Source organism: Paenibacillus sp. XY044, assembly GCF_002257645.1.
Classification (GTDB): Bacteria; Bacillota; Bacilli; order Paenibacillales; family Paenibacillaceae; genus Paenibacillus_AQ.
In genome coordinates this window covers 205990-225563 of the sequence record NZ_NQMO01000007.1, presented here as the reverse complement: position 1 = coordinate 225563, position 19574 = coordinate 205990, and the positions used below count along the sequence as shown (strand labels likewise).

The window sequence follows — 19574 nt, the reverse complement described above, 5'->3', positions numbered from 1 at the left end:
TTCGGATACTTTGTTGTGAAAGGGTATTCATCATACTATCCTGAATCGGGGGAATGGCAATGGATCGACGTTTGCGGATAGGCAAAATCTTATTAAGGCGTTTTAAAGCGGGTGTCTCTTCTGTCCTGCTCATGAGCTTGATCCTGGCGGGATGCTCACCAGGAAGCAGCGAGGAGGGTGAACCGAAAGATCAAGCAGGCGCATCTTCAGATATCGGTTCGACCTATCCGCTGAAGACGAGCGAGGGGTTCACATCATGGGAAAGTTTGAACAATAATGCCGTCACTTTCTATTCCAATCTAGCCGAAACGCCGTTTGGAAAGGCGCTCGCGGAGAAAACCGGAGTGAACGTGAAGTATGTCCATCCGAATGATCAGCAGACGAAGGAACAATTTAATCTGATGATCGCTTCAGATGAGCTGCCTGATACGGTCGAATATGACTGGACCGGGCGAAGCGCAGGCTCTTATCCCGGAGGGCCGGAGAAGGCGATCAAAGATGGGGTCATTCTGGAACTCAATGATCTCATTGACAAGTATGCGCCAAACCTCAAGAAAAAGCTGGAAGCAGACAAGGAACTCGACAGGATGGTGAAAACGGACAGCGGCAAATATTACGTATTTCCGATGATCCGCAACCCTTCCGGGCTGGTGTTCCGGGGCCCGATGATCCGAAAAGACTGGCTCGACGACTTGAATTTGCCTGTGCCCGCCACGATTGCGGAATGGGAAACCACGTTGAAAGCATTCAAAGATCAGAAAGGGGCGAAAGCTCCGCTTAGCGTCACGTACACGGGAGGGAATTTTGAAATCCGGGATGCTTTTATCGGCGCCTATCACACATCTAACTCTTTTTATATCGATGATGAGGGCAAGGTGAAGTATGGTCCGGTCGATCCACAGTATAAGGATTTCCTGGCGCTGTTCCGCAAATGGTTTGCCGAAGGCTTGTTCGATAAGGATTTTGCGCTTACGGACGGCAAAGCTCTGGATAACAAGATTTTGACCGGCCAGACCGGAGCAACGGTATCGCTGCTGAGTGGCGGTCTGGGAAAGTGGATGGATGCCATGAAGAAACAGGACCCGAAGTTTAAATTGGTGGGTGCCCCTTATCCAACGGTACAGAAAGGGGAGGTTCCATTTACGGGTCAACGTGATTTTAAATACAACCCCGGACCAAGCAAAGCGATTACAACCGCCGCCAAAAATCCGGAATTGGTCGCAAGGTGGCTGGACTACGCATACAGCGATGAAGGTGCCATGCTGTTCAATTTCGGCATTGAAGGCGAGAGCTATTCGATGGACAACGGAACTCCGGTGTATACCGATTTGATCAAAAATAACGAGAAATACAGCCTGCAGCAAATGGTATCCCAATACTCCAAACCGAATGGCCCGTACGAGGCGGATGAGCGCCGCAATTGGAATACGTTCCCTGAGCAGGATGAGGCCGTTAAAATATGGTCTAAAACAGACGCGGAAAAACACACACTGCCCGCTTTCCTTACCCCCACGGATGAGGAGAGCAAGGAGCTCGGCAAAATCTTGACGGACGTAAGCAACTATAAGGAAGAGATGTTCGTGAAGTTCATCGTCGGCAAGGAACCGATGGAGAATTACGATGCCTACGTCACGCAGATTAAGAAGCTCGGGATTGATCGGGCGGTCGAAATCTATCAGAATGCGCTGGATCGCTATAACGAGCGGTAAGTGTTGATCAGCCCGGAGGAGGGCGATGACCGCCGGATTCCTCTGGGCTTAGATTGATCATGAGGAGTGACAACGGCATGGCGAAACATCCGCCTCAAAAGCAGCATGGGGCTCTATTGACCTCTTCCGGAAGCAGGAGCCTGATCCGCTGGGGAATTCTGAAGGATATCCGAAAAAACCCTTGGCTCTATATGATGTTGACACCGGTTCTGCTCTATTTCACCATTTTTCACTATTATCCGATGTACGGCGCCATGATTGCTTTCAAAGATTTTTCCCCGCGATTAGGAATCATGGGAAGTCCATGGGTGGGCTGGGAACACTTCGAGTCATTTTTTAATGGCATTTATTTCTGGCGTGTCATTAAAAATACGTTGTTGATCAGCTTCTATGAGTTGGTTTTTGGATTTCCCGCTCCCCTGATTCTCGCACTCCTGCTGAATGAAGTGAGAAAGACGGTATTCAAACGGACCGTTCAGACCTTTACCTATATGCCGCACTTTATCTCGCTTGTTGTCGTATGCGGTATGATCAGAGAATTTACGATGAGTGATGGGATCATTAATGACCTTCTGGCGTTATTAGGCTGGGAACGGGTATCTTTACTGCTTGAATCCCAATATTTCCGTACGATCTTTGTCTCATCAGGAATTTGGCAAAATATCGGATGGGGTACCATTATCTATTTGGCAGCGTTAGCCGGTATTGATCAGGAGCAGTATGAAGCCTCAAAAATGGACGGTGCAAGCCGCTGGAAGCAAATGCTCCATGTGACATTACCGGGAATCATGCCCACGATCATCATCCTGTTCATTCTGGAAATGGGCAGGGTCATGAATGTGGGAGGGGAGAAAATCATTCTCCTATACAATCCGTCCACGTATGAAACCGCGGATGTGATTAGTTCTTACGTGTACCGTGTAGGACTGCAGGAGTTCGATTACAGCTTCAGTTCGGCCGTAGGACTGTTCAATTCCGCCATCAATTTTATGCTGGTCATTTGCTCCAATTGGCTGAGCCGGAGGATGAACAATACGGGCTTATGGTAGGAGGAATCTGCTCATGAAACGAAGAATTGGCCGACCATCTTTAGGTGAGAGAGCATTCGATGCCTTTAACTATACCTTATTAACGGTCATCACAATTTGTACGGTTTACCCTTTGGTCTATGTTTTATTCGCTTCTTTAAGCGATCCGACGCTGTACATGCAGCATTCCGGGATTTTATGGAGACCGTTAAAATTCAGTTTCCATGCTTACCAGCTGGTGTTTGAAAACCCGATGATTATTAAGGGTTATGTCAATACCTTCATTATTCTTGCCGGCGGACTTGTCCTCAATATCATCCTTACGGCCTTTGGAGCGTACGCGTTATCGCGCAAAGGACTGCGTTACCGTAAGCCGCTCATGCTGTTTATCGTATTTACGATGTTTTTTAACGGAGGCCTGATTCCATTATATTTCACGGTAAAAGGGCTTGGCTTGACGAATTCGCTGTGGTCTCTGATGATCCCCCAGGCGATTTCGGCGTTTAATCTGATTATTATGAGAACGGCGTTCGAGGCTGTGCCTGACAGCCTGGAGGAATCGGCAAAGATCGATGGGGCTCATGAGTTCGTCATTCTCTTCCGGATCATGATTCCACTCTGTATGCCGGTGATGGCCGTGATGCTGCTTTACTACGGGGTCAGCCACTGGAACTCATGGTTTAACGCAATGATCTATCTGCAGGATCGATCCCTTTATCCGCTTCAGTTGGTTCTCCGCGAGCTGCTGCTGCTCAATGATGCCAGCTCGATGGCTACCGGAGCCAGCGGCGGAGAGGTTGCCATTATCGGTGAAACGCTCAAGCATGCGACGATTATCGTGGCTACTGTTCCGATTCTGCTCGTCTATCCATTTCTTCAGAAGTATTTTGTCAAAGGGGCCTTGATTGGGGCGGTTAAGGGATAAAAAGAGGTTGAGTAGCTAAGGGAGGTTTACGATGAATAAACTAGGGATCACAAATGACCCGCAGTTGGAGACATGGTGGAGGCAGGCTCAGCAAAAGGTAGAACGTTTGATGCAAAAGGATCCTCAGCTTGCACCGCATGCGGCAAAATCCGGAGAGTACGATGGGTTGACATTGGATAACTGGATATCGGGGTTTTGGCCCGGAATGCTTTGGATTTATTACGATATGACGGGAGATAAAAGGTACCTTGATGGAGCTTGGGACTGGGACATCCGAATGGAGCGGCTGACGCTGGAGGAGAACCGCTTTCATCATGATGTCGGATTTCAATATTTGCCGACCTCGATCTTGAAATATAAGCTAACCGGCGACGCCGATGGCAGAAGGAGGGGATTGGCAGCTGCCAATTTTCTGGCAGGTCGGTTCAACCTGGCTGGCCAGTACCTGCGGGCTTGGAACCGCGATCTCCCGGGATGGGCAATCATCGATTGCCTGATGAATTTGTCCATTCTGTTGTGGGCGGCTGACGAGAGCGGGGATCCGAGGTTCAGCCATATTGCTAAAGCGCATGCCGACATGGCCTTACGGCATATGATCCGGCCAGACGGTTCAACGTGCCATGTGGCCGTGTTTGATCCCGCAAGCGGCGAGCTGCTGGAATATAAAGGCGGACAGGGCTATGCTTCGGATTCCTGTTGGTCCAGAGGCAATGCTTGGGCATTGTACGGCATGGCAAACCTATACCGGTACACGAGGGAGCCCAGATATCTGCAAGCATCGCAGCGTGTGGCACACCACTTTATCGCTTCATTGCCGGAGGACATGGTTCCTCCTTGGGATTTTCGCATGCCGAATCAGGAGACCGAGCCTCGGGATACCTCTGCTGCGGCCATTGCAGCATCAGGCCTGCTGGAGCTCGCGGAATTAACATCACCCGAAGTAGGGGCTGTATATCATCATGCAGCCACACGTGTTATCGCTGCTTTATCTGCACGCTATTCCACTTTCGGCGACGATGAGCACGAAGGGATTCTGCATAGTGCGACAGGGCATAAGCCGGAATGGGTCAATGTCAATGTATCCTTGATCTACGGGGATTATTATTATGTGGAGGCGCTCGCGAAACTACGGGGCTGGTCTCATCGTGTATTTTAGTGCCTTACAACGTTAATTGAGGTAAGGGGTGTGGCGATTTGAGTACGTTACTGAAAAAAACGGTCAGGCAGAGGCTTACGGGCCGAGTGGGGATAGGGCTTTTACTGACGTTGTTATTAGGGTCATTAACGTTACAACCTTCACAGGTGAATGGAGCAGCGAATGAAACGGGAGGCAGCCATATGAAATTAGCAGTGAGCGGTGTGACGGCCAGCTCATACCAGGCGAACACGAATTATGCACCTGAAAATGTAGTGGATGGGATCTGGGGAGAAGACACGGTAAGTCAGCAAAGCCGCTGGTCTGCATCCGGACAAGGGGAATGGCTTCAGTTTGATCTGGGGCAGCCACAACAGGTAACCTATGCAAACATTGCTTTTTTAAACGCGCGGGAACGGCTCTCCAGTTTTGAAATCACTGCGTCGGATACGCCTGATTTCGAGCCTGGTACGGTTGTTCTTGGCAAGCAGTCCAGCCGTCAGCTTCAGCCGGAGGACAGTATCCTCCAGACCTATGTGTTTGATCATCCGGTGAAGGCGAGATACCTCCGTCTTACGGGATACGGAAACAGTGCCAGCGGAAGCTCGGGAAATTGGAACAGCATTATGGAAGTGGAGCTGTATGCAGGAAAACCGCCTGAGACAGGGGGAACTGCCCCTCCTCCTCCGGACGCGGGAAGTGTTAAGGAAGGGGAGGTCAAACCTCCTGAATTCAATCATATTAAGGTCCGAACGGCCAAGGAGCTGCAGTTGGCCCTTGATGAGGCCGTCAGCGGAACATGGATTGAGCTTCAGCATGGCAGCTATGAACAAAATGGCCCGTTCGTCATTAAAGATAAGCATGGCACCGCAGCGTATCCGATCCGGGTAACGGCAGCGAAATCCGGCAAAGCGGTGATTGCAGGGAACAGCTACATGCACATTGAGAATTCTAGCTACATCGAGGTAACGGGACTCCAGTTCCGGAATGGAATCGGAGATGAAATGGGTGATCAAACCCTGATCGAACGCGGATTAGAAAACCGCTCCTTGACGGGTGTCCATCCCGGCGTGCAGCTGCAGAGTTCCAGCCATATCTCCATTGTGGGGAACACCTTCGCACTCGATGAGACCGGTCAACGCTACCGGTTCAAGGCAGATAAGCGTTCCGTGTGGTGCCTGGTCAACATCAAAGGGAGCTGCCGCTATGGAGAAAACAGCTATGATCCGAGCGGTGAAGTTTACAGCGGGTCAACACCGTATGAAGATGATAAGCTGCTGACCGACAATGGAACCAACCGGCACTATATCCGGGTTGAAGGTACGAGCAGCCATAACCGCATCGCTTATAATGACATCGGTCCCAAGAAGGGATTTGGGGCTGTGGTGATCTATGACGGCGAGGGCCACAGCGGGCAGAGCATTTCGCAATACGATGTGATTGAATACAATCATTTTCATGATATCGGCCCCCGGGTCAGCAACGGTCTGGAAGCGATTCGCCTTGGGTTATCCAGTTTGTCATTATCCTCAGGCTATGTGACAATCCAGCATAATTTATTTGACGGGTTAAACGGCGAAGACGAGATCATTTCGGTTAAAAGCAGCGATAACGTCATCCGCTACAATACGGTGCGCAATTCGTATGGCGGGATCGTATCCCGTCATGGGAACCGCAACCGCTTTTACGGCAATTTTATTCTCGGCGACGGAAAAACGTCGGGGCTCAGCGGCTTCCGGATCTATGGCAACGATCATCAAATCTTTAACAATTATATGGAGGGGCTAACGGATAAAATCATCCGACTTGACGGCGGCACGCATGACGGGGGACCCGAAGGCGGAACGAACCCGACCGTCCGCTGGGGAGGAGAGAATGAACAAACCGCCGTGTTGAACAGCCTTCCGGAAGAAGAAAGAACAGAGCTGCTGCGTGGACACTGGCGGCAATATAACGTTCAAATTTACCATAATACGATTGTCAATGTAGGCAACAACACGCCTGCATTTACCCTCGGTGGAAGAACCTATCAGCCGGTTGGGACGAAGATCTATAACAATCTGATCTTCAGTCATGCGGGCACCATGTTTAATGAGACCGAAGCCATGATGAAAGCATCGGCCCAGGAACGACCCGAATACAAAGGGAACAAGGTGGAGGGCATTGCGCCTGTTTCGAACAATCCCGTTGTCGGCGGGGCAATCCGCCAAGAGGATCTGCGGCTGGTACGCGGTACTGACGGGTTAATCCGATTGTCGGTTTACAGTCCGGCCATCGATGCGGCCATCAGCCCGCTGCTTGCTCTGGACGACATGGACGGTCAGATGAGATACGCGCCGGATGTAGGCGCAGATGAATATAGCTCCGGCAGATCCGTAACGAATCGGCCGCTCCCGACGGTTGATGTTGGACCCCAGGCATTATTGAAATAATGTGCAGCCATTTCCTGGCTGAATCACACCTATTATGAGCGATTTAGAACGGGACGACAATATTGGGGCTGCGCCGATCAATTTTCCTTGGGAGGATTGATGAATGGCACCCTCATTCATTGAAGTCCCCATTTTTTTACTTGATTACTGGATTGCCAGAATGAACAGAGCTAAATCATACGCTTAGTATGGATCCTAAAGTCGTTTTGCATTGGCTTCCGTTTGCGGCTGTACAACTTGAATTCGGTACTTTATTTCCTTGATCGAATCTGGGTTTATCGCGGGTTCTATTGCACTCCGCAAACCATTTTGAAGGGCACGATCCCATTCCACTTCATTCTCCTGTAAGTATTCATATACCTCATTCGGGAGATCTACGACTAACTGAACCTGTTTGGGATCTCGGGAGGGACTGATTTCGGCCAACCATTCAAGCTCGTTTTCAGATGCATTGATATGCACCGGTTTATTACGGGACTTGAGCCGGGGTGAGACCGATTTTGATCGTTCCTTATTTTTCTTGTTGTTCGCCATATGCCTTTTCCTCCTTACTCACATTCCTGGATAAATCAGTCTATGCATCAAATGGGATTTTGGGCTGGGCGGTAAGGCTCTTAGCGTAATCGAGGCATGGAAGGGGCACTAAACTCCTAGATTTTGATCATTCTAAAAGCTGTACCATGTTCTTTAATGACGCTCATCAAATCATCGGGCGATAGCCAAATCGTAGCTGTATTCTCGTTAGGGTGAATGCCTATATTGGTCTTTTGGAACAAATCTTCATCCACAATAAACACTACTTTTCGTTCCGTGTCGTTCAGGATGCCAAAAGGGGAAACTGCGCCTTTCTGCAAGCCGAGATAGTTGGACAGATCTTCTTCTGAAGCGAAACTTAGCGGCCTAGAATCAAGTGTTCCACGTAGTTGCTTCAGGTTGACCGTTTTATCCTTTTGAAGGGTTATCAAAAAGTAACCTCTTTTTTTGTCGTCCCGAATAAACAAGTTTTTTGCGACTTGGTGTGCATTGGGCAATGCAAAACTGTCCATATCTTCGATTGTGTATGCGGCTGGATGCTCGATATAATCATAGCTGATATTCAATTGTTCGAGCATGTTCAATATCTCTAATTTGTTCATGTAATTCACCTTTCCTATAAATGATGATTTAGTCAAAATACATCCCCTTACCGAATAACGGGCTCCTAACCAAAACAAATTGTATAAGAAGCTGTGCCATCGTGTAAAATAGTTATAAATAGCGAAAGGTATCAGAATGAATAATACCTTGCTTAATATAGTGAAGAATCTCTTCGGATTTTTCCTAGTGGAAGGGGAGGTAAGGTGGAGATTCAAGATATTAAGATATTTATGGCTGTTGCCAAACTTGGGGGAGTGAGCAGTGCGGCCAAACATTTAGGCTATGTTCAATCCAACGTGACTGCACGAATACGCGCGATTGAAAAAGAATTGGGTTGTCCACTTTTTAACCGTCACTGGAGAGGCATGACGTTAAATGCCGAAGGCTATAAATTCCTGATATATGGAGAAAAAATAATAAAGTTAATGGATGAACTGAACGACGCTTTTCATGATGAAGATGATCCCACGGGGTTATTGAGGATTGGATTGATTGAGACCATTAGCGGAGTTCCTAAGATTCTATCATCATTTCATAAAAAGTATAAAAAAGTCGAATTGTCGATCTTATCAGGAGTAAGTAAAGATTTGATTCAAGAAGTTTTAAATGGCGGGTTAGACGGTGCATTTGTGGCAGGGCCGGTGGAGGATCCTCATATTCAAGAGATTCCTGTTTTCGAAGAAGAGGTTGTACTTGTGTGCAGTAAAATTGCGGAAGAATTTCAAAACATACAAAGTACAAACGAACTGTTACAGCAACCATTGCTTTTATTTAAGGAAGGATGTGCCTATCGATCACGTATTTCAATGGGCTTATGCAAGTGGTATGGAACCGGGAAAGATTATGGAGTTTGGAACCTTGGAAACCATTACAGGTACCCTAGTTTCTGGTCTTGGCATATCTCTCCTTTCAAGAAAATCGGTAGAAAAACTAGAAAGAGAGGGGCTAGTTCAATTATTTGCTGTTCCATATGATTTCCGTTTCATTAAGTTTGTATACATACGACGTTCCGACGCTTATATGGGATCGGCAGAGCGGAAATTTATAGATGAACTCCAGGAATTTGTCAGTTTAGGGGAGTACCAGGTTAGCTGCCCCCACCCGTCGGAGTACCAGGTTAGCTGCCCCCACCCGTCGGAGTACCAGGTTAGCTGCCCCCACCCGTCGGAGAAACAATAGCTCAATCATGACACGACGGCAGCCGGCCAAAATCATCGGCTGCTGTCGTTATGTTAACGGACTGAATAATACAATCCATTATTGAATGCACAACGGATTACTTTTTTTCCAAACGGGAAGAGTTAGTCCTTGTGTCTATTTATTTTCGCTTCGTTAAAAATGGATAAGAACCTCGCACCAAGGCAAGAGCCCCCCAAAACAATACAAGCGCCAGAACGGGATGTATCGCGCCTGCAATATGGAGAGCCGTAATATATTGAAAACTGATAAGGACGAACAGACCAAGACTCCCCCAGATCATTTTCCGGTTAAGCTTCCCGATGATGCCAAGGATGAACAGGATGACCGAGATATATCCGAACATGGGAACGAACGACCGATGCCATTTCCAAACTTCCGAATTCCCGAACAAAGCCATTCCGGCCAGAAATACTTGCACAACGATACAAATCAAAAATACTAACGCAAGAATGGAAAACGCCAATCTGCAATATTTCACTCGGGAAGGCTCCTTTTTTAACGCTTCAACGTTCAATGTTCAAGCTCCTTTCATTACATGTAATTGACCATACCTAATTTTGTAGTTCTTCGGCGATCTGGACATAATAATGTTTCAAGTCTCCAGGGTCGTTTGCCGTAATTTTTAGCTCCGTAAGCCCCATATAGCCGCGTCCAATGATTATGCATGTCAAGACGTTCATCTATCCTCAGCTCCTTTACGTTTTGCACATATGACGTTGTTAAGTTCTGATTTGTGACATGTTTGAAAAATTTATATTCCATTGAAGCGAAAAGGGATTATCGGACCAAACGATCAGAATTATGTACCAACTGGAAAAGACTTGTGAGATGGATTCAACAAAAGCAGTCCTCCGTTCGAGACAACATTTACTACTATGAACTTATTGACATATCGATTGAATGGTTAGATAATAGTTCGCATGCGAAATATTTGGCGAAGGGAGCTTGACGTTGGGAGAACAGCGGATCCTGGAAATATTCCAAAGCTACCGCGAGGTCCATCAGGCGTTCTTCCAGCTGATGACCAAAGCGGCGAGCAAGCATAATCTTACGGCGATACAGCTTGTGGTGCTGAGGGTGCTGCAGGAGCACCCCGAGATCCGCCTTTCAGACCTTGCCGAAAAGGTGAAACTCGGCAACAGCACGACAAGCGGAATCGTCGACCGAATGGTCAAGGCCGGTCTCGTGGACCGGGAGCGGACCGAAACAGACAGGCGAGCGATGACGCTGACCCTTTCCGAGAAAGGGACGGCGCTCTGGCGCGAAACGGAAGCCACCCGCCTGCACATGATGCGGTCCCTGCTTGAGCTGCCCGAGGAAGACCAGCGGGAGCTTGACCGCATCCAGCAAAAAGTATTGCGTCTTTTAAGAAAATCTAGAGAGGAAGCTTAAGCCATGACCAATATAGTATCCAATCACTTGCGCAAAGGGCCGATCATGGCCTCCTTGCTCATCGCCGCGTTCGTGGCGCTGTTAAGCCAAACGGTGCTTAACGTCGCGCTTCCGAAAATGATGGCGGATCTCAACGTAACGGAAAGCACAATCCAGTGGCTGTCTAACGGCTATATGCTGGTGAACGGCGTACTCGTGCCGGTCAGCGCCTTCCTGATCAACCGGTTTACGACCCGGAAATTGTTTCTTGTTGCCTCATCCATGTTCGCGCTGGGCACGATCATCTGCGCGTTATCCGGCGATTTCAGCTGGCTGTTGGTCGGCCGTCTCGTGCAGGCCAGCGGCGCCGGCATCCTGATGCCGCTTATGACGGTCGTGACGCTGACCATCTTCCCCGTCGAGGAACGCGGTAAAGCAATGGGCCTCATGGGGGTCGCGATGATCTTCGCGCCGGCGATCGGACCGACGCTTTCCGGCTGGATCGTCGAGAATTACGACTGGCACGTGCTGTTCTACATCGTGCTGCCGCTTGCGATCATCGCCGTAATTTTCGGCGCCTTCTCGATGAAGGACGTCATCAAGACGTCTCGTCCGAAGCTCGACGTCCTAAGCGTAATCATGTCGACGCTCGGCTTCGGCGGCCTGCTGTACGGCTTCAGCGAAGCCGGCACGAAAGGCTGGGATTCGCAGGAAGTCATTATCTGCCTAGCCGTCGGCGCGGTCGCGCTCATCCTGTTTATCGTGCGCTCGATCATGGTGAAGAACCCGCTGCTTGAAATGCGCGTGTTCAAATATTCCATGTTCTCGCTCACGTCTCTAATCAACGCCATCATCACGATGGCGATGTTTTCCGGCATGATCCTGCTGCCGATCTTCCTGCAGAACATCCGCCACTTCACGCCGCTCGATTCCGGTCTTCTGCTGCTGCCGGGCGCCATCCTGATGGGCATTATGTCCCCAGTCACGGGCATGGTGTTCGACAAAATCGGTGCGCGCTGGTTGGCCGTTGCCGGCCTCATCATCACGACCATCACGACGTACGAGTTTAGCCATCTGGAAGCCGATTCTTCGTACAACCACATGATGATCATTTATACGGCGCGGATGTTCGGGATGTCCATGCTGATGATGCCGATCCAGACGGCCGGCCTCAACCAGCTGCCGCGCCGCTTGAACGCGCACGGCTCGGCGATGTCCCAGACACTGCGGAACGTATCAGGCGCGCTCGGTACCGCCTTGCTCGTCACGGTCATGACGAACAAAGCAGCCTCGCATGCGAAAGACCTAGTCATCGCGGGCCAAATCAACCCGAATGACGCGGCCAAGATGGCCGAAGTCACGCAGCAGGCCACCATCTACGGCATCAACCAATCTTTCGTCGTTGCCACCTGGCTGACTGTCGCCGCGCTCGTCCTGGCATTCTTCATCCGCAAGGTGAAGCCGCAAGAGGATACGGTGCAGGTGCCGGTTAAAACGCAGGAACCGGTTAAAGCGTCGGTAGCGAGCGAGTCGGCGGCTCAACCGGCGCTCGCAGAGGTAGCTGCTCACGTGGATTTGCCAAACAAGGATAGCGAATTCCGCAATGCCCTTCGAGGGTTTTTAACCCCGTCTCAGCCCGCGAAAGAGGATGGGCATTTCACCGATAAAGAATATCGGAAGGCGTTGCTGAAGCTGAAGGATGCCACCAACAAGGAAGCGGACCAGAATGAAGAGATGTCCCCCGATAAAGCCTACCGGGAAACGCTCAAGAAATTGAACAGGCTCCGAAAGGAAAATGAGTAAGTAAGCGCGTTTGAATAACCAGCATGAGAGGAGATCAATCGATGAAAATCTATATTGTGTATGATAGTGAAGCGGGGCATACAGAACAGCTGGCCCGTTCCATTGCCAAAGGAGCCCAAAGCGTGGATGGCACTGAGGTGTTCATCAATCACGTTAATAAGGCGAACGTCAAAGATCTTGCTGATATGGATGCGATTATCTGGGGGTGTCCCGGACACTTTGGTACGATTAGCTCTGGTTTAAAGGAATGGATCGATAAGCTCGGGTATTTGTGGGCAAATGGGACGTTAGTGGATAAAATCGGCGCGGTATTTTGTACGACGGCAACCATTCATGGCGGTATCGAAGCGACCTTGCTTAACCTGATTACGCCGATGCTGCATCAAGGCATGATGGTTGTCGGCTTGCCGGCGACTACTCCGGAGAATGCGCTGTACGGCAGTTATTATGGAGTCGGGGTGACTTCTCCTGTCGAAGATACCCACGATGAGCTGATCCAATCGCTATTCGCGAAGGGCCTCGTGCTAGGAGAAACCCTAGGAAAGCGCGTGGCTAATACGGCAAATACCATTGCGGCAGGCAAGAAATTGCTTGGCAATCCTTGAATAACCTAAGGTAAGTACCCGCTATGACATTTATATCAACGAGAGCGCAGTCCCAGTGAATGGGCGCGCTCTTCTTTTTGTTTGCGCAGGATGGCGCCTTTCGGCCGGCTTGCCGGTATTCCGGATATCAAAATATATTTTTTGGATGGTTACCTCCATTTTTGCTATACTAAAGGCATGAAAAATTTAAAGGATACCTCAACCCAAACAGAAACTAAAACCGCACTCCCTACCCATATCCAGAAGCTGACTAAAAAAGGGCAGGCGACACGGGCACGCATCGTGGCCGCTGCCGCAAAGCTGATGTATGAACGCGGCGTTGCCGGCACCAGCGTGGAGGACGTTCAGCAGGAAGCGGGCGTCAGCTCTTCCCAGCTTTATCACTATTTCAAGGAAAAAAGGGAGCTTGTCCTTGCTGTGATTCTCTTCCAGAACGAGCTGGTACTTGGCTCCCAGGAGCCGCTGTTAAGTCACCTCGACAGTATGGAAGCTCTGCAGTCCTGGCGCGATGCGCATGTTCAGTACCAAACGGAACAAGGCTTCCAGGGCGGATGCCCGATCGGCTCGCTGGGCAACGAGCTGGCTGACCTGGAGCCTGCTGCGAGGAAGGAGGTGGCAGCCGGATTTATGCAGTGGGAGCTGGCGATCCGCCAAGGGCTCCGGGCGATGTACGACCGCGGTGAAATGCGGAGCGACGCCCAGCCGGAGCGGCTTGCTCTTGGTCTGCTCGCCGCACTTCAAGGCGGGCTGCTGCTGGCCAAGGTTCGGAAGGAGGCCGGTCCGATCGAAGCCGGTCTGGACGTTATGCTGGACCATATCAGGTCTTTTCTTATTGAGACTTCGCCTGAGTAACCAAAACACAAAAAAGTCTAATTTTGACTTTAATCCCCAAGGTGAATGTCATGCCTTGGGGATTTTTTTGCTACTGTTCATAAGGAAGCATGCAGCTGCCGTTCATTTAACATTTTGGAGTTGACACTCCAAAATAATTCAGGTAGTATAAATCCAAGGGAAAATGGAGTGTTCAATCCAAAATATTTATATTTCCTTACATACTTTTTTAATGCAGACTTACCGGCGATTTACCAGCATCTTTAACTGAAATTTAGCCTGACAATTAAATGAACAAGCAAGTCTAGTTAATTTTTAGCGGTTCAATTGAGAAAGTGTTAATTAAAAAGGAGGAGCAAAACATGTCATTAACTCAAACTTTAGCGGAAGCCAAACAGGAATTTATCGCACATACCCCTTTGGAGATCCAAACAGAGATGTTCCGTCAGATCCGGGAGCAGCAAGAATCCGGTATTCCTTACGGCCGGCAGGAAGGGGAGAAGGCCAAGGATTTTACACTCAAGAATGCTTTGGGAGAAACGGTTAACCTTTATGATGAACTGTCCAGAGGACCTGTTGTCCTGACTTTCTACCGGGGCGGATGGTGCCCGTTCTGCAACAGTCAGCTGAAGGCCTATCAGAAGTTACTGCCGGACATCGAAGCGCTTGGGGGCCAGTTAATCGCGGTCAGCCCGCAAAGCCCGGACAACACACTTTCCCAGCAGGAGAAAGAAGAGCTGACCTTCCAAGTACTTAGCGACACAAACGGTCTCGTGGCCGCTTTCTATAACATCCTTTACGACGTTCCAGATTACATCCAGGACATGATGAAACAAATGGGCATGGACCTGGCGGAATACAACGCGACGAACCGCTGGATCCTGCCGATACCTTCCACCTTTATGATCGATGAATCCGGCATTATCCGTTCCGCCTACGTGAATCCGGACTTTATGCAGCGCTTGGATCCGGAGAATATTCTGCATGAATTGAGAAAGCTGTAATTATTGATGTTATAAGGTTCGTTGTTTCCAAACTTTCGGCTTGAGCAAGGTGTCAATACAGACTCCAAGTATTCTCTCCGAATGGCCGGTAAATCTGCATAATAATATTTAACCAAGGGTAATAGGAGGTATCTGTGTCGTGAAAAGGAGGACCAAGACATGCAGTGGAGAATAAGAGAGGCGAAACCTGCAGATTTTGATGCCATTAACGAGCTCGCCGGACAATTATACAGCATCCACTCAAAGAACCGTCCGGACATTTACAGACCTTGCGATAACCCGCTCGAATACGATTATTTTGTTTCATTGTTGGACGACGACAACGTAAAGGTCTATATCGGGGAAGACGGTGACCGAATAATAGCCTATACGATATTACTTTTCACGGATGCACCGAAGAGGGCTGCTTATAAAGAAAGAAGTTATATAGAGTTAGATCATATCTGTGTGTCGAAAGAGTACCGAGGAAAGAGCATCGGAAGCAAGTTTATCGACTATATTAAAGAGCTCGCAAAATCGCAGCAGATTAGCAGTATCGAATTGCATGTAGCGGAATTCAACGAAGATGCGATCGGATTCTATGATGCAAAAGGATTCAAACCAAGGAGCAGGACACTGGAATTGCCTATCGTATAATATAACGCGTCAGAACTGCACACTGATGTGTAAGGTGACAAGAGCATAAACGCTTAAAAGCCGCGTATCTGCGGCTTTTTTTGTATTAACGAATTAAGTTCTTCTTGAATACACGGCCAATCGATGACGGTGCTTATGATGGCGGAGAGTCTGGAGTATGTGTAGGTGTTGAGGCGGCATTGCGGTATTGGCTGGGTGAGAGCCCAACCGTATTCTTAAACATTTTATTAAAGAAACTTAAGTCCTCGTAGCCGACATCCTGCGCAACTTCCATAATTTTGCGATCGGATTGCTCCAGCAGCTGCTTCGCCACTCGAATGCGTATTTCATTGCGGAATTCAGTGAACGTCTTGCCGATATATTGCTTGAATTTGGTCGAGAATCCGCTCTGACTCATCCGGCACATCGTGCTAACCTGAGCAAGCGTTAACGGCTGTGCGTAATGCTTGCGAATAAACTCGCTGATGTGCAGGATGACCTTCTCGTCGGACGATAACCCCTGCAGGGGGGAATGCTTCCGGTCGTGATGGCAGCGGCTTAAAAAAATAAAGAGTTCAATCAGGCGCGTCTTCGTCAAAATACGATATCCAAGCTTCTTCTCTTTGAAATCGAGAATCAAGCGATGGAGCAGGGATTCCATTTCGATCTGTTCATAGGGCTTCAACCGGAGATGCCCTTGGAAACGTACTGTCTTTCGAAGAAAGGGTTCCAAGTAGAAGAAGTCTACGAAGGAAGCGACATCGGCGAGCGGTTCCAATTCGCGCCGTAACAACTCGGGTTGAAAGAGCACGTTATAAACGACAGGGAGATGCTCCTTGCCCGCTCGATAAGCATGTTCCTCATCCGGCTCGATCATGAAAACGTCGCCTTCCGCGATATGGTAGTATTCTCCTTTATAGTAGTGCTCTCCTTGTCCTTGGGCAACGTAAGCAAGCTCGATGAAGTCATGCGAATGGGAGGGAACGATCTCTCCCGAACTGAATCGGTAGGGAGCGGCATGAAACAGGAAATCACGGCTTTCTAGGAACATTCCGCTGTCCATTCGTGTCATGGGATCATCTCCAATATTTAGCATAGGACTATTCATGACTAAATTATAACGCTTTGCTGGCAATCGGGTAAGACAGAAAAGGCGGGCTGGATCGAATGACCCGCCCGCTTTCGTTCTTATGGCTGTTTGGCGACCAAAGGAAATAAACCGCCGCCGAACGGTTGCCCGCCCTCAAGACCTGCATGTTCTGTCACTAGGTGGCTTTTGCCGCTGTAAATGGTTCCGTCCGGCATGTAAATGATTGCCAATACACGCCTTGGTTCGTCGCTCTGATTCGCGTGCGCGAAGTGGAAGGTGAGACCATGGTGGAACGTGCAGCTGCCTCGTTTCAACGGGACTTTCACCGGCTTCGTCTTCTCCAGCTCTGTTCCCTTGATCTGATCATATAGATCCTGGGGATCCGCTAAGTCAATCCCCCGCAGCGTGCCCACCTTATGGGAGCCGGGAACAAACATCATGCAGCCGTTGTGTTCGTCGACATCATGCATTGGAATCCAGACTGACAAGGCGCCGGGTGCGGTCATCGGCCAATACGGAAAATCCTGATGCCAGGCCGTCGGCTTGGAGTCCTGCGGCATCTTCCATAATCCGTGGTCATGGAAGATGCGAATGCCGCTCGCGCCGCTTAGCTTCATTGCCATCTTAGCCAGCTTCGGGTGAAATGTGTAACGGCTCATGCCGCCATGATCACGCCAAAGGTTTACCTTCTGGTTTAATACCTTATAGTAGCTTCCGCCTTTGACAGAGGTGGCTACCGAATGGTTGCTCTCCTGTGTCATGGCTTCCTCCAAAAACTCGGATAATTCATTCATTTCTTCTTCCGTAAGGGCGTTCTCGATTTCGACGAAACCATTCTCCTGATAAAAATCAATTTTGCTTTGCGGTAACAGTACATCCATCGCGATAACTCCTTCCAACGTATAGGGTGGTAATCTTGATAACACATTACCAAAGGAATATGTTCTAATTCTTGGTGTTTTCTACAATAAAATAAGGTTATTTTTCAAGGTGAAAATGTAAGAACTCGCCTATTTCTTACAGGAGGCAAGATTAAGGGTGGTCACCATGAAAATCGGGCGGGAATAGCGATGAAGGACTTAGTTAAATGCTCGTCGAATGTTTTCCTATTCGAGCCTTTTTGAAGAGGTGTTGAGACGAAATGCATAGGAAACCATCGGACAAGGATCTAGAGAAGTACATCCAAGAAATGGAAGGGATTTTACGAGAGCAGCAAGGAATGACTTTCAAATTTATAAAAGACCATGGGCGGTTTGTTCATACTTTTTGCGCCGGTCAATTAATGTCAAAAATGGGTTTGGATTATAAGGAAGTCGTAGGAAATGAACTAAAGGACTTCCTCCCGGCTGAGGCAGCGGCAATCAAGGAAGGGTACTATGCTAAGGCCTGGGAAGGAAGTGAAGGGGTCACATATGAAGGGGAGTCGCAAGGTGTATATTATTTGGCATCTTTAAGACCAATTCGACAAAACGGTAAGGTCATCGAAGTTATTGCTTCATGTGTGGATATTACCGAACGGAAAAAGGCGGAAATAGAGCTGCAAAGAACAAAGAAACTGCTGGAATCTATCATTGATGACTCAGCAGATGGTATTTGTATCATCGATACAGGGGGAAATGTGGTACGTGTAAACCATTCCTTTGAAATGTTGTACGGTTGGTCTGAGAAAGAGCTAGTTGGCAGGCAGTTGCCAATTGTCCCGCTGGAAATAGAAGATGAACTCAAAGCAATTACCAAAGAAATACAAGGTGAAATGCAGGCAAAGACTTATGAGACGACTCGATTGAAGAAAGGCGGGGAGTTAATCCATGTTTCGATAACCCTTTCTCCAATTAAAAATGATTGCGGTGAAATTATTGCATTAACAGGCATCACCCGGGACATCTCGGAGCGAATAAAATCTGAGGAGTTGTTCCGGAAAGCAGATAAACTAAATGTTGTGGGACAATTGGCTGCAGGATTAGCACACGAAATTCGCAATCCTTTAACATCGTTAAAGGGCTTTCTCCAGATCATGAAGTCATCTGAAATGAGAAAAGTTGAGCACTGTGAGATCATGTTATCTGAGGTTGACAGAATGAATAGTATTATCAATGAGCTATTGATATTTTCCAAACCACAGCCGAAGGTTTTAAAAAAGAACGATATCGGTATCCTTTTGCAAAGTGTTGTAATATTATTAGAAGCCCAAGCGACAATGAGTGGGGTTCAAGTTTACGTAGAAATACATGAAGATCTTCCACCAATTGATAGCTCGGAAGTGGATATTAAACAGGTGTTTGTCAATGTGCTAAAAAATGCAATCGAGGCAACTCCCAAAGGTGGGAATATTCATATTGTTGCCTTTGTGCAATTGAATGACATCATTGTCCGTGTTACGGATGAAGGTGTGGGGATACCTACGGATAACATTCATCGTTTAGGGGAGCCGTTTTATACAACAAAAGAACAGGGTACAGGGCTTGGATTGATGATGTGCTATAAAATTATTCATGACCACAAAGGGAGCCTGCTCATTCAAAGTACCCTTAATCAAGGGACAACGGTCGATATTACATTGCCTTTTGCGAATTGATTTCATCGAGATTGCAAACCGATATTTCGTGTTTAATAGTCAAAATTTAATAGACAAATGGAAACGAGAGGGGCGAGATCTATATCTCGTCCCTTCTTTGTTGTGGATGAATGT

General features: G+C 48.4%; 17 protein-coding genes and 1 pseudogene. 13 read left to right on the top strand and 5 right to left on the bottom strand.

Annotated elements, in window-relative coordinates:
- Window positions 1-59 precede the first annotated feature (59 nt).
- From CJP46_RS25420 to CJP46_RS25400, 5 genes are all read left to right on the top strand, one after another.
- Complete coding sequence (locus CJP46_RS25420) at window positions 60-1709, top strand: extracellular solute-binding protein (protein WP_094598438.1); 1650 nt, start codon at window positions 60-62, stop codon at window positions 1707-1709.
- 191 nt (window positions 1710-1900) lie between these two features.
- Window positions 1901-2758 carry an ABC transporter permease gene (locus tag CJP46_RS25415; RefSeq protein WP_256992541.1) on the top strand — a complete coding sequence of 286 codons (858 nt, stop codon included), beginning with the start codon at window positions 1901-1903 and terminating at the stop codon, window positions 2756-2758.
- 13 nt (window positions 2759-2771) lie between these two features.
- Window positions 2772-3662 carry a carbohydrate ABC transporter permease gene (locus CJP46_RS25410; protein ID WP_094598436.1) on the top strand — a complete coding sequence of 297 codons (891 nt, stop codon included), beginning with the start codon at window positions 2772-2774 and terminating at the stop codon, window positions 3660-3662.
- Window positions 3663-3693: 31 nt separating this feature from the next.
- Window positions 3694-4818 carry a glycoside hydrolase family 88 protein gene (locus tag CJP46_RS25405; RefSeq protein ID WP_094598435.1) on the top strand — a complete coding sequence of 375 codons (1125 nt, stop codon included), beginning with the start codon at window positions 3694-3696 and terminating at the stop codon, window positions 4816-4818.
- Window positions 4819-5000: 182 nt separating this feature from the next.
- Complete coding sequence (locus CJP46_RS25400) at window positions 5001-7229, top strand: chondroitinase-B domain-containing protein (protein ID WP_094598434.1); 2229 nt, start codon at window positions 5001-5003, stop codon at window positions 7227-7229.
- A 195-nt stretch (window positions 7230-7424) separates the two neighbouring features.
- Here the strand turns inward: CJP46_RS25400 and CJP46_RS25395 are convergent, their stop codons facing one another.
- Both CJP46_RS25395 and CJP46_RS25390 read right to left on the bottom strand, forming a co-directional pair.
- On the bottom strand, window positions 7425-7763 hold the full coding sequence (locus CJP46_RS25395) for a hypothetical protein (RefSeq protein ID WP_094598433.1): 339 nt from the start codon (window positions 7761-7763) through the stop codon (window positions 7425-7427).
- 116 nt (window positions 7764-7879) lie between these two features.
- Window positions 7880-8365, bottom strand: a complete 486-nt coding sequence (locus CJP46_RS25390; protein WP_094598432.1) for a prolyl-tRNA synthetase associated domain-containing protein — start codon at window positions 8363-8365, stop codon at window positions 7880-7882.
- 231 nt (window positions 8366-8596) lie between these two features.
- On the opposite strand from CJP46_RS25390, the pseudogene CJP46_RS37645 reads away from it, so the two are divergent.
- Window positions 8597-9545, top strand: a pseudogene (locus CJP46_RS37645) (LysR family transcriptional regulator).
- Window positions 9546-9684: 139 nt separating this feature from the next.
- Here the strand turns inward: CJP46_RS37645 and CJP46_RS25380 are convergent.
- The gene (locus CJP46_RS25380) at window positions 9685-10044 is read right to left on the bottom strand and encodes a DUF6220 domain-containing protein (protein WP_143813030.1); all 360 of its coding nucleotides are present in this window, start codon (window positions 10042-10044) and stop codon (window positions 9685-9687) included.
- Between the two features lie 473 nt (window positions 10045-10517).
- On the opposite strand from CJP46_RS25380, the gene CJP46_RS25375 reads away from it, so the two are divergent.
- The 6 genes from CJP46_RS25375 to CJP46_RS25350 all read left to right on the top strand — a co-directional run bounded on the left by CJP46_RS25375 (window position 10518) and on the right by CJP46_RS25350 (window position 15816).
- Window positions 10518-10958 carry a MarR family winged helix-turn-helix transcriptional regulator gene (locus CJP46_RS25375; RefSeq protein WP_094598430.1) on the top strand — a complete coding sequence of 147 codons (441 nt, stop codon included), beginning with the start codon at window positions 10518-10520 and terminating at the stop codon, window positions 10956-10958.
- 3 nt (window positions 10959-10961) lie between these two features.
- Entirely contained in the window at window positions 10962-12740 is a 1779-nt protein-coding gene (locus tag CJP46_RS25370) for a DHA2 family efflux MFS transporter permease subunit (protein ID WP_094598429.1), read from the top strand.
- A gap of 41 nt (window positions 12741-12781) precedes the next feature.
- Window positions 12782-13345 (top strand): NAD(P)H-dependent oxidoreductase, encoded by a 564-nt coding sequence (locus CJP46_RS25365; protein ID WP_094598428.1) that lies wholly within the window; start codon window positions 12782-12784, stop codon window positions 13343-13345.
- A gap of 177 nt (window positions 13346-13522) precedes the next feature.
- Window positions 13523-14197 carry a TetR/AcrR family transcriptional regulator gene (locus CJP46_RS25360; RefSeq protein ID WP_094598622.1) on the top strand — a complete coding sequence of 225 codons (675 nt, stop codon included), beginning with the start codon at window positions 13523-13525 and terminating at the stop codon, window positions 14195-14197.
- A gap of 341 nt (window positions 14198-14538) precedes the next feature.
- Complete coding sequence (locus CJP46_RS25355; protein WP_094598427.1) at window positions 14539-15180, top strand: peroxiredoxin-like family protein; 642 nt, start codon at window positions 14539-14541, stop codon at window positions 15178-15180.
- Between the two features lie 159 nt (window positions 15181-15339).
- Window positions 15340-15816: a GNAT family N-acetyltransferase gene (locus CJP46_RS25350; protein WP_094598426.1), complete on the top strand. Its 477-nt coding sequence runs from the start codon at window positions 15340-15342 to the stop codon at window positions 15814-15816.
- Window positions 15817-15949: 133 nt separating this feature from the next.
- On the opposite strand, the gene CJP46_RS25345 is transcribed toward CJP46_RS25350, so the two are convergent.
- Both CJP46_RS25345 and CJP46_RS25340 read right to left on the bottom strand, forming a co-directional pair.
- Window positions 15950-16867, bottom strand: coding sequence for an AraC family transcriptional regulator (locus tag CJP46_RS25345; protein ID WP_179281325.1), 918 nt, complete (start codon window positions 16865-16867; stop codon window positions 15950-15952).
- 116 nt (window positions 16868-16983) lie between these two features.
- Window positions 16984-17766, bottom strand: coding sequence for a phytanoyl-CoA dioxygenase family protein (locus tag CJP46_RS25340; RefSeq protein ID WP_094598424.1), 783 nt, complete (start codon window positions 17764-17766; stop codon window positions 16984-16986).
- A gap of 260 nt (window positions 17767-18026) precedes the next feature.
- On the opposite strand from CJP46_RS25340, the gene CJP46_RS25335 reads away from it, so the two are divergent.
- The gene (locus CJP46_RS25335) at window positions 18027-19460 is read left to right on the top strand and encodes a PAS domain S-box protein (protein ID WP_094598423.1); all 1434 of its coding nucleotides are present in this window, start codon (window positions 18027-18029) and stop codon (window positions 19458-19460) included.
- The last annotated feature ends 114 nt before the right edge of the window (window positions 19461-19574 follow it).

What these genes read in the sequence shown, in the direction of transcription:
- CJP46_RS25420 (WP_094598438.1), top strand. Translation starts at nt 60, where the DNA reads ATGGATCGACGTTTGCGGATAGGCAAAATCTTATTAAGGCGTTTTAAA.
- CJP46_RS25415 (WP_256992541.1), top strand. Translation starts at nt 1,901, where the DNA reads ATGATGTTGACACCGGTTCTGCTCTATTTCACCATTTTTCACTATTAT.
- CJP46_RS25410 (WP_094598436.1), top strand. Translation starts at nt 2,772, where the DNA reads ATGAAACGAAGAATTGGCCGACCATCTTTAGGTGAGAGAGCATTCGAT.
- CJP46_RS25405 (WP_094598435.1), top strand. Translation starts at nt 3,694, where the DNA reads ATGAATAAACTAGGGATCACAAATGACCCGCAGTTGGAGACATGGTGG.
- CJP46_RS25400 (WP_094598434.1), top strand. Translation starts at nt 5,001, where the DNA reads ATGAAATTAGCAGTGAGCGGTGTGACGGCCAGCTCATACCAGGCGAAC.
- CJP46_RS25395 (WP_094598433.1), bottom strand. Translation starts at nt 7,763, where the DNA reads ATGGCGAACAACAAGAAAAATAAGGAACGATCAAAATCGGTCTCACCC.
- CJP46_RS25390 (WP_094598432.1), bottom strand. Translation starts at nt 8,365, where the DNA reads ATGAACAAATTAGAGATATTGAACATGCTCGAACAATTGAATATCAGC.
- CJP46_RS25370 (WP_094598429.1), top strand. Translation starts at nt 10,962, where the DNA reads ATGACCAATATAGTATCCAATCACTTGCGCAAAGGGCCGATCATGGCC.
- CJP46_RS25365 (WP_094598428.1), top strand. Translation starts at nt 12,782, where the DNA reads ATGAAAATCTATATTGTGTATGATAGTGAAGCGGGGCATACAGAACAG.
- CJP46_RS25360 (WP_094598622.1), top strand. Translation starts at nt 13,523, where the DNA reads ATGAAAAATTTAAAGGATACCTCAACCCAAACAGAAACTAAAACCGCA.
- CJP46_RS25355 (WP_094598427.1), top strand. Translation starts at nt 14,539, where the DNA reads ATGTCATTAACTCAAACTTTAGCGGAAGCCAAACAGGAATTTATCGCA.
- CJP46_RS25350 (WP_094598426.1), top strand. Translation starts at nt 15,340, where the DNA reads ATGCAGTGGAGAATAAGAGAGGCGAAACCTGCAGATTTTGATGCCATT.
- CJP46_RS25345 (WP_179281325.1), bottom strand. Translation starts at nt 16,867, where the DNA reads ATGACACGAATGGACAGCGGAATGTTCCTAGAAAGCCGTGATTTCCTG.
- CJP46_RS25340 (WP_094598424.1), bottom strand. Translation starts at nt 17,766, where the DNA reads ATGGATGTACTGTTACCGCAAAGCAAAATTGATTTTTATCAGGAGAAT.
- CJP46_RS25335 (WP_094598423.1), top strand. Translation starts at nt 18,027, where the DNA reads ATGCATAGGAAACCATCGGACAAGGATCTAGAGAAGTACATCCAAGAA.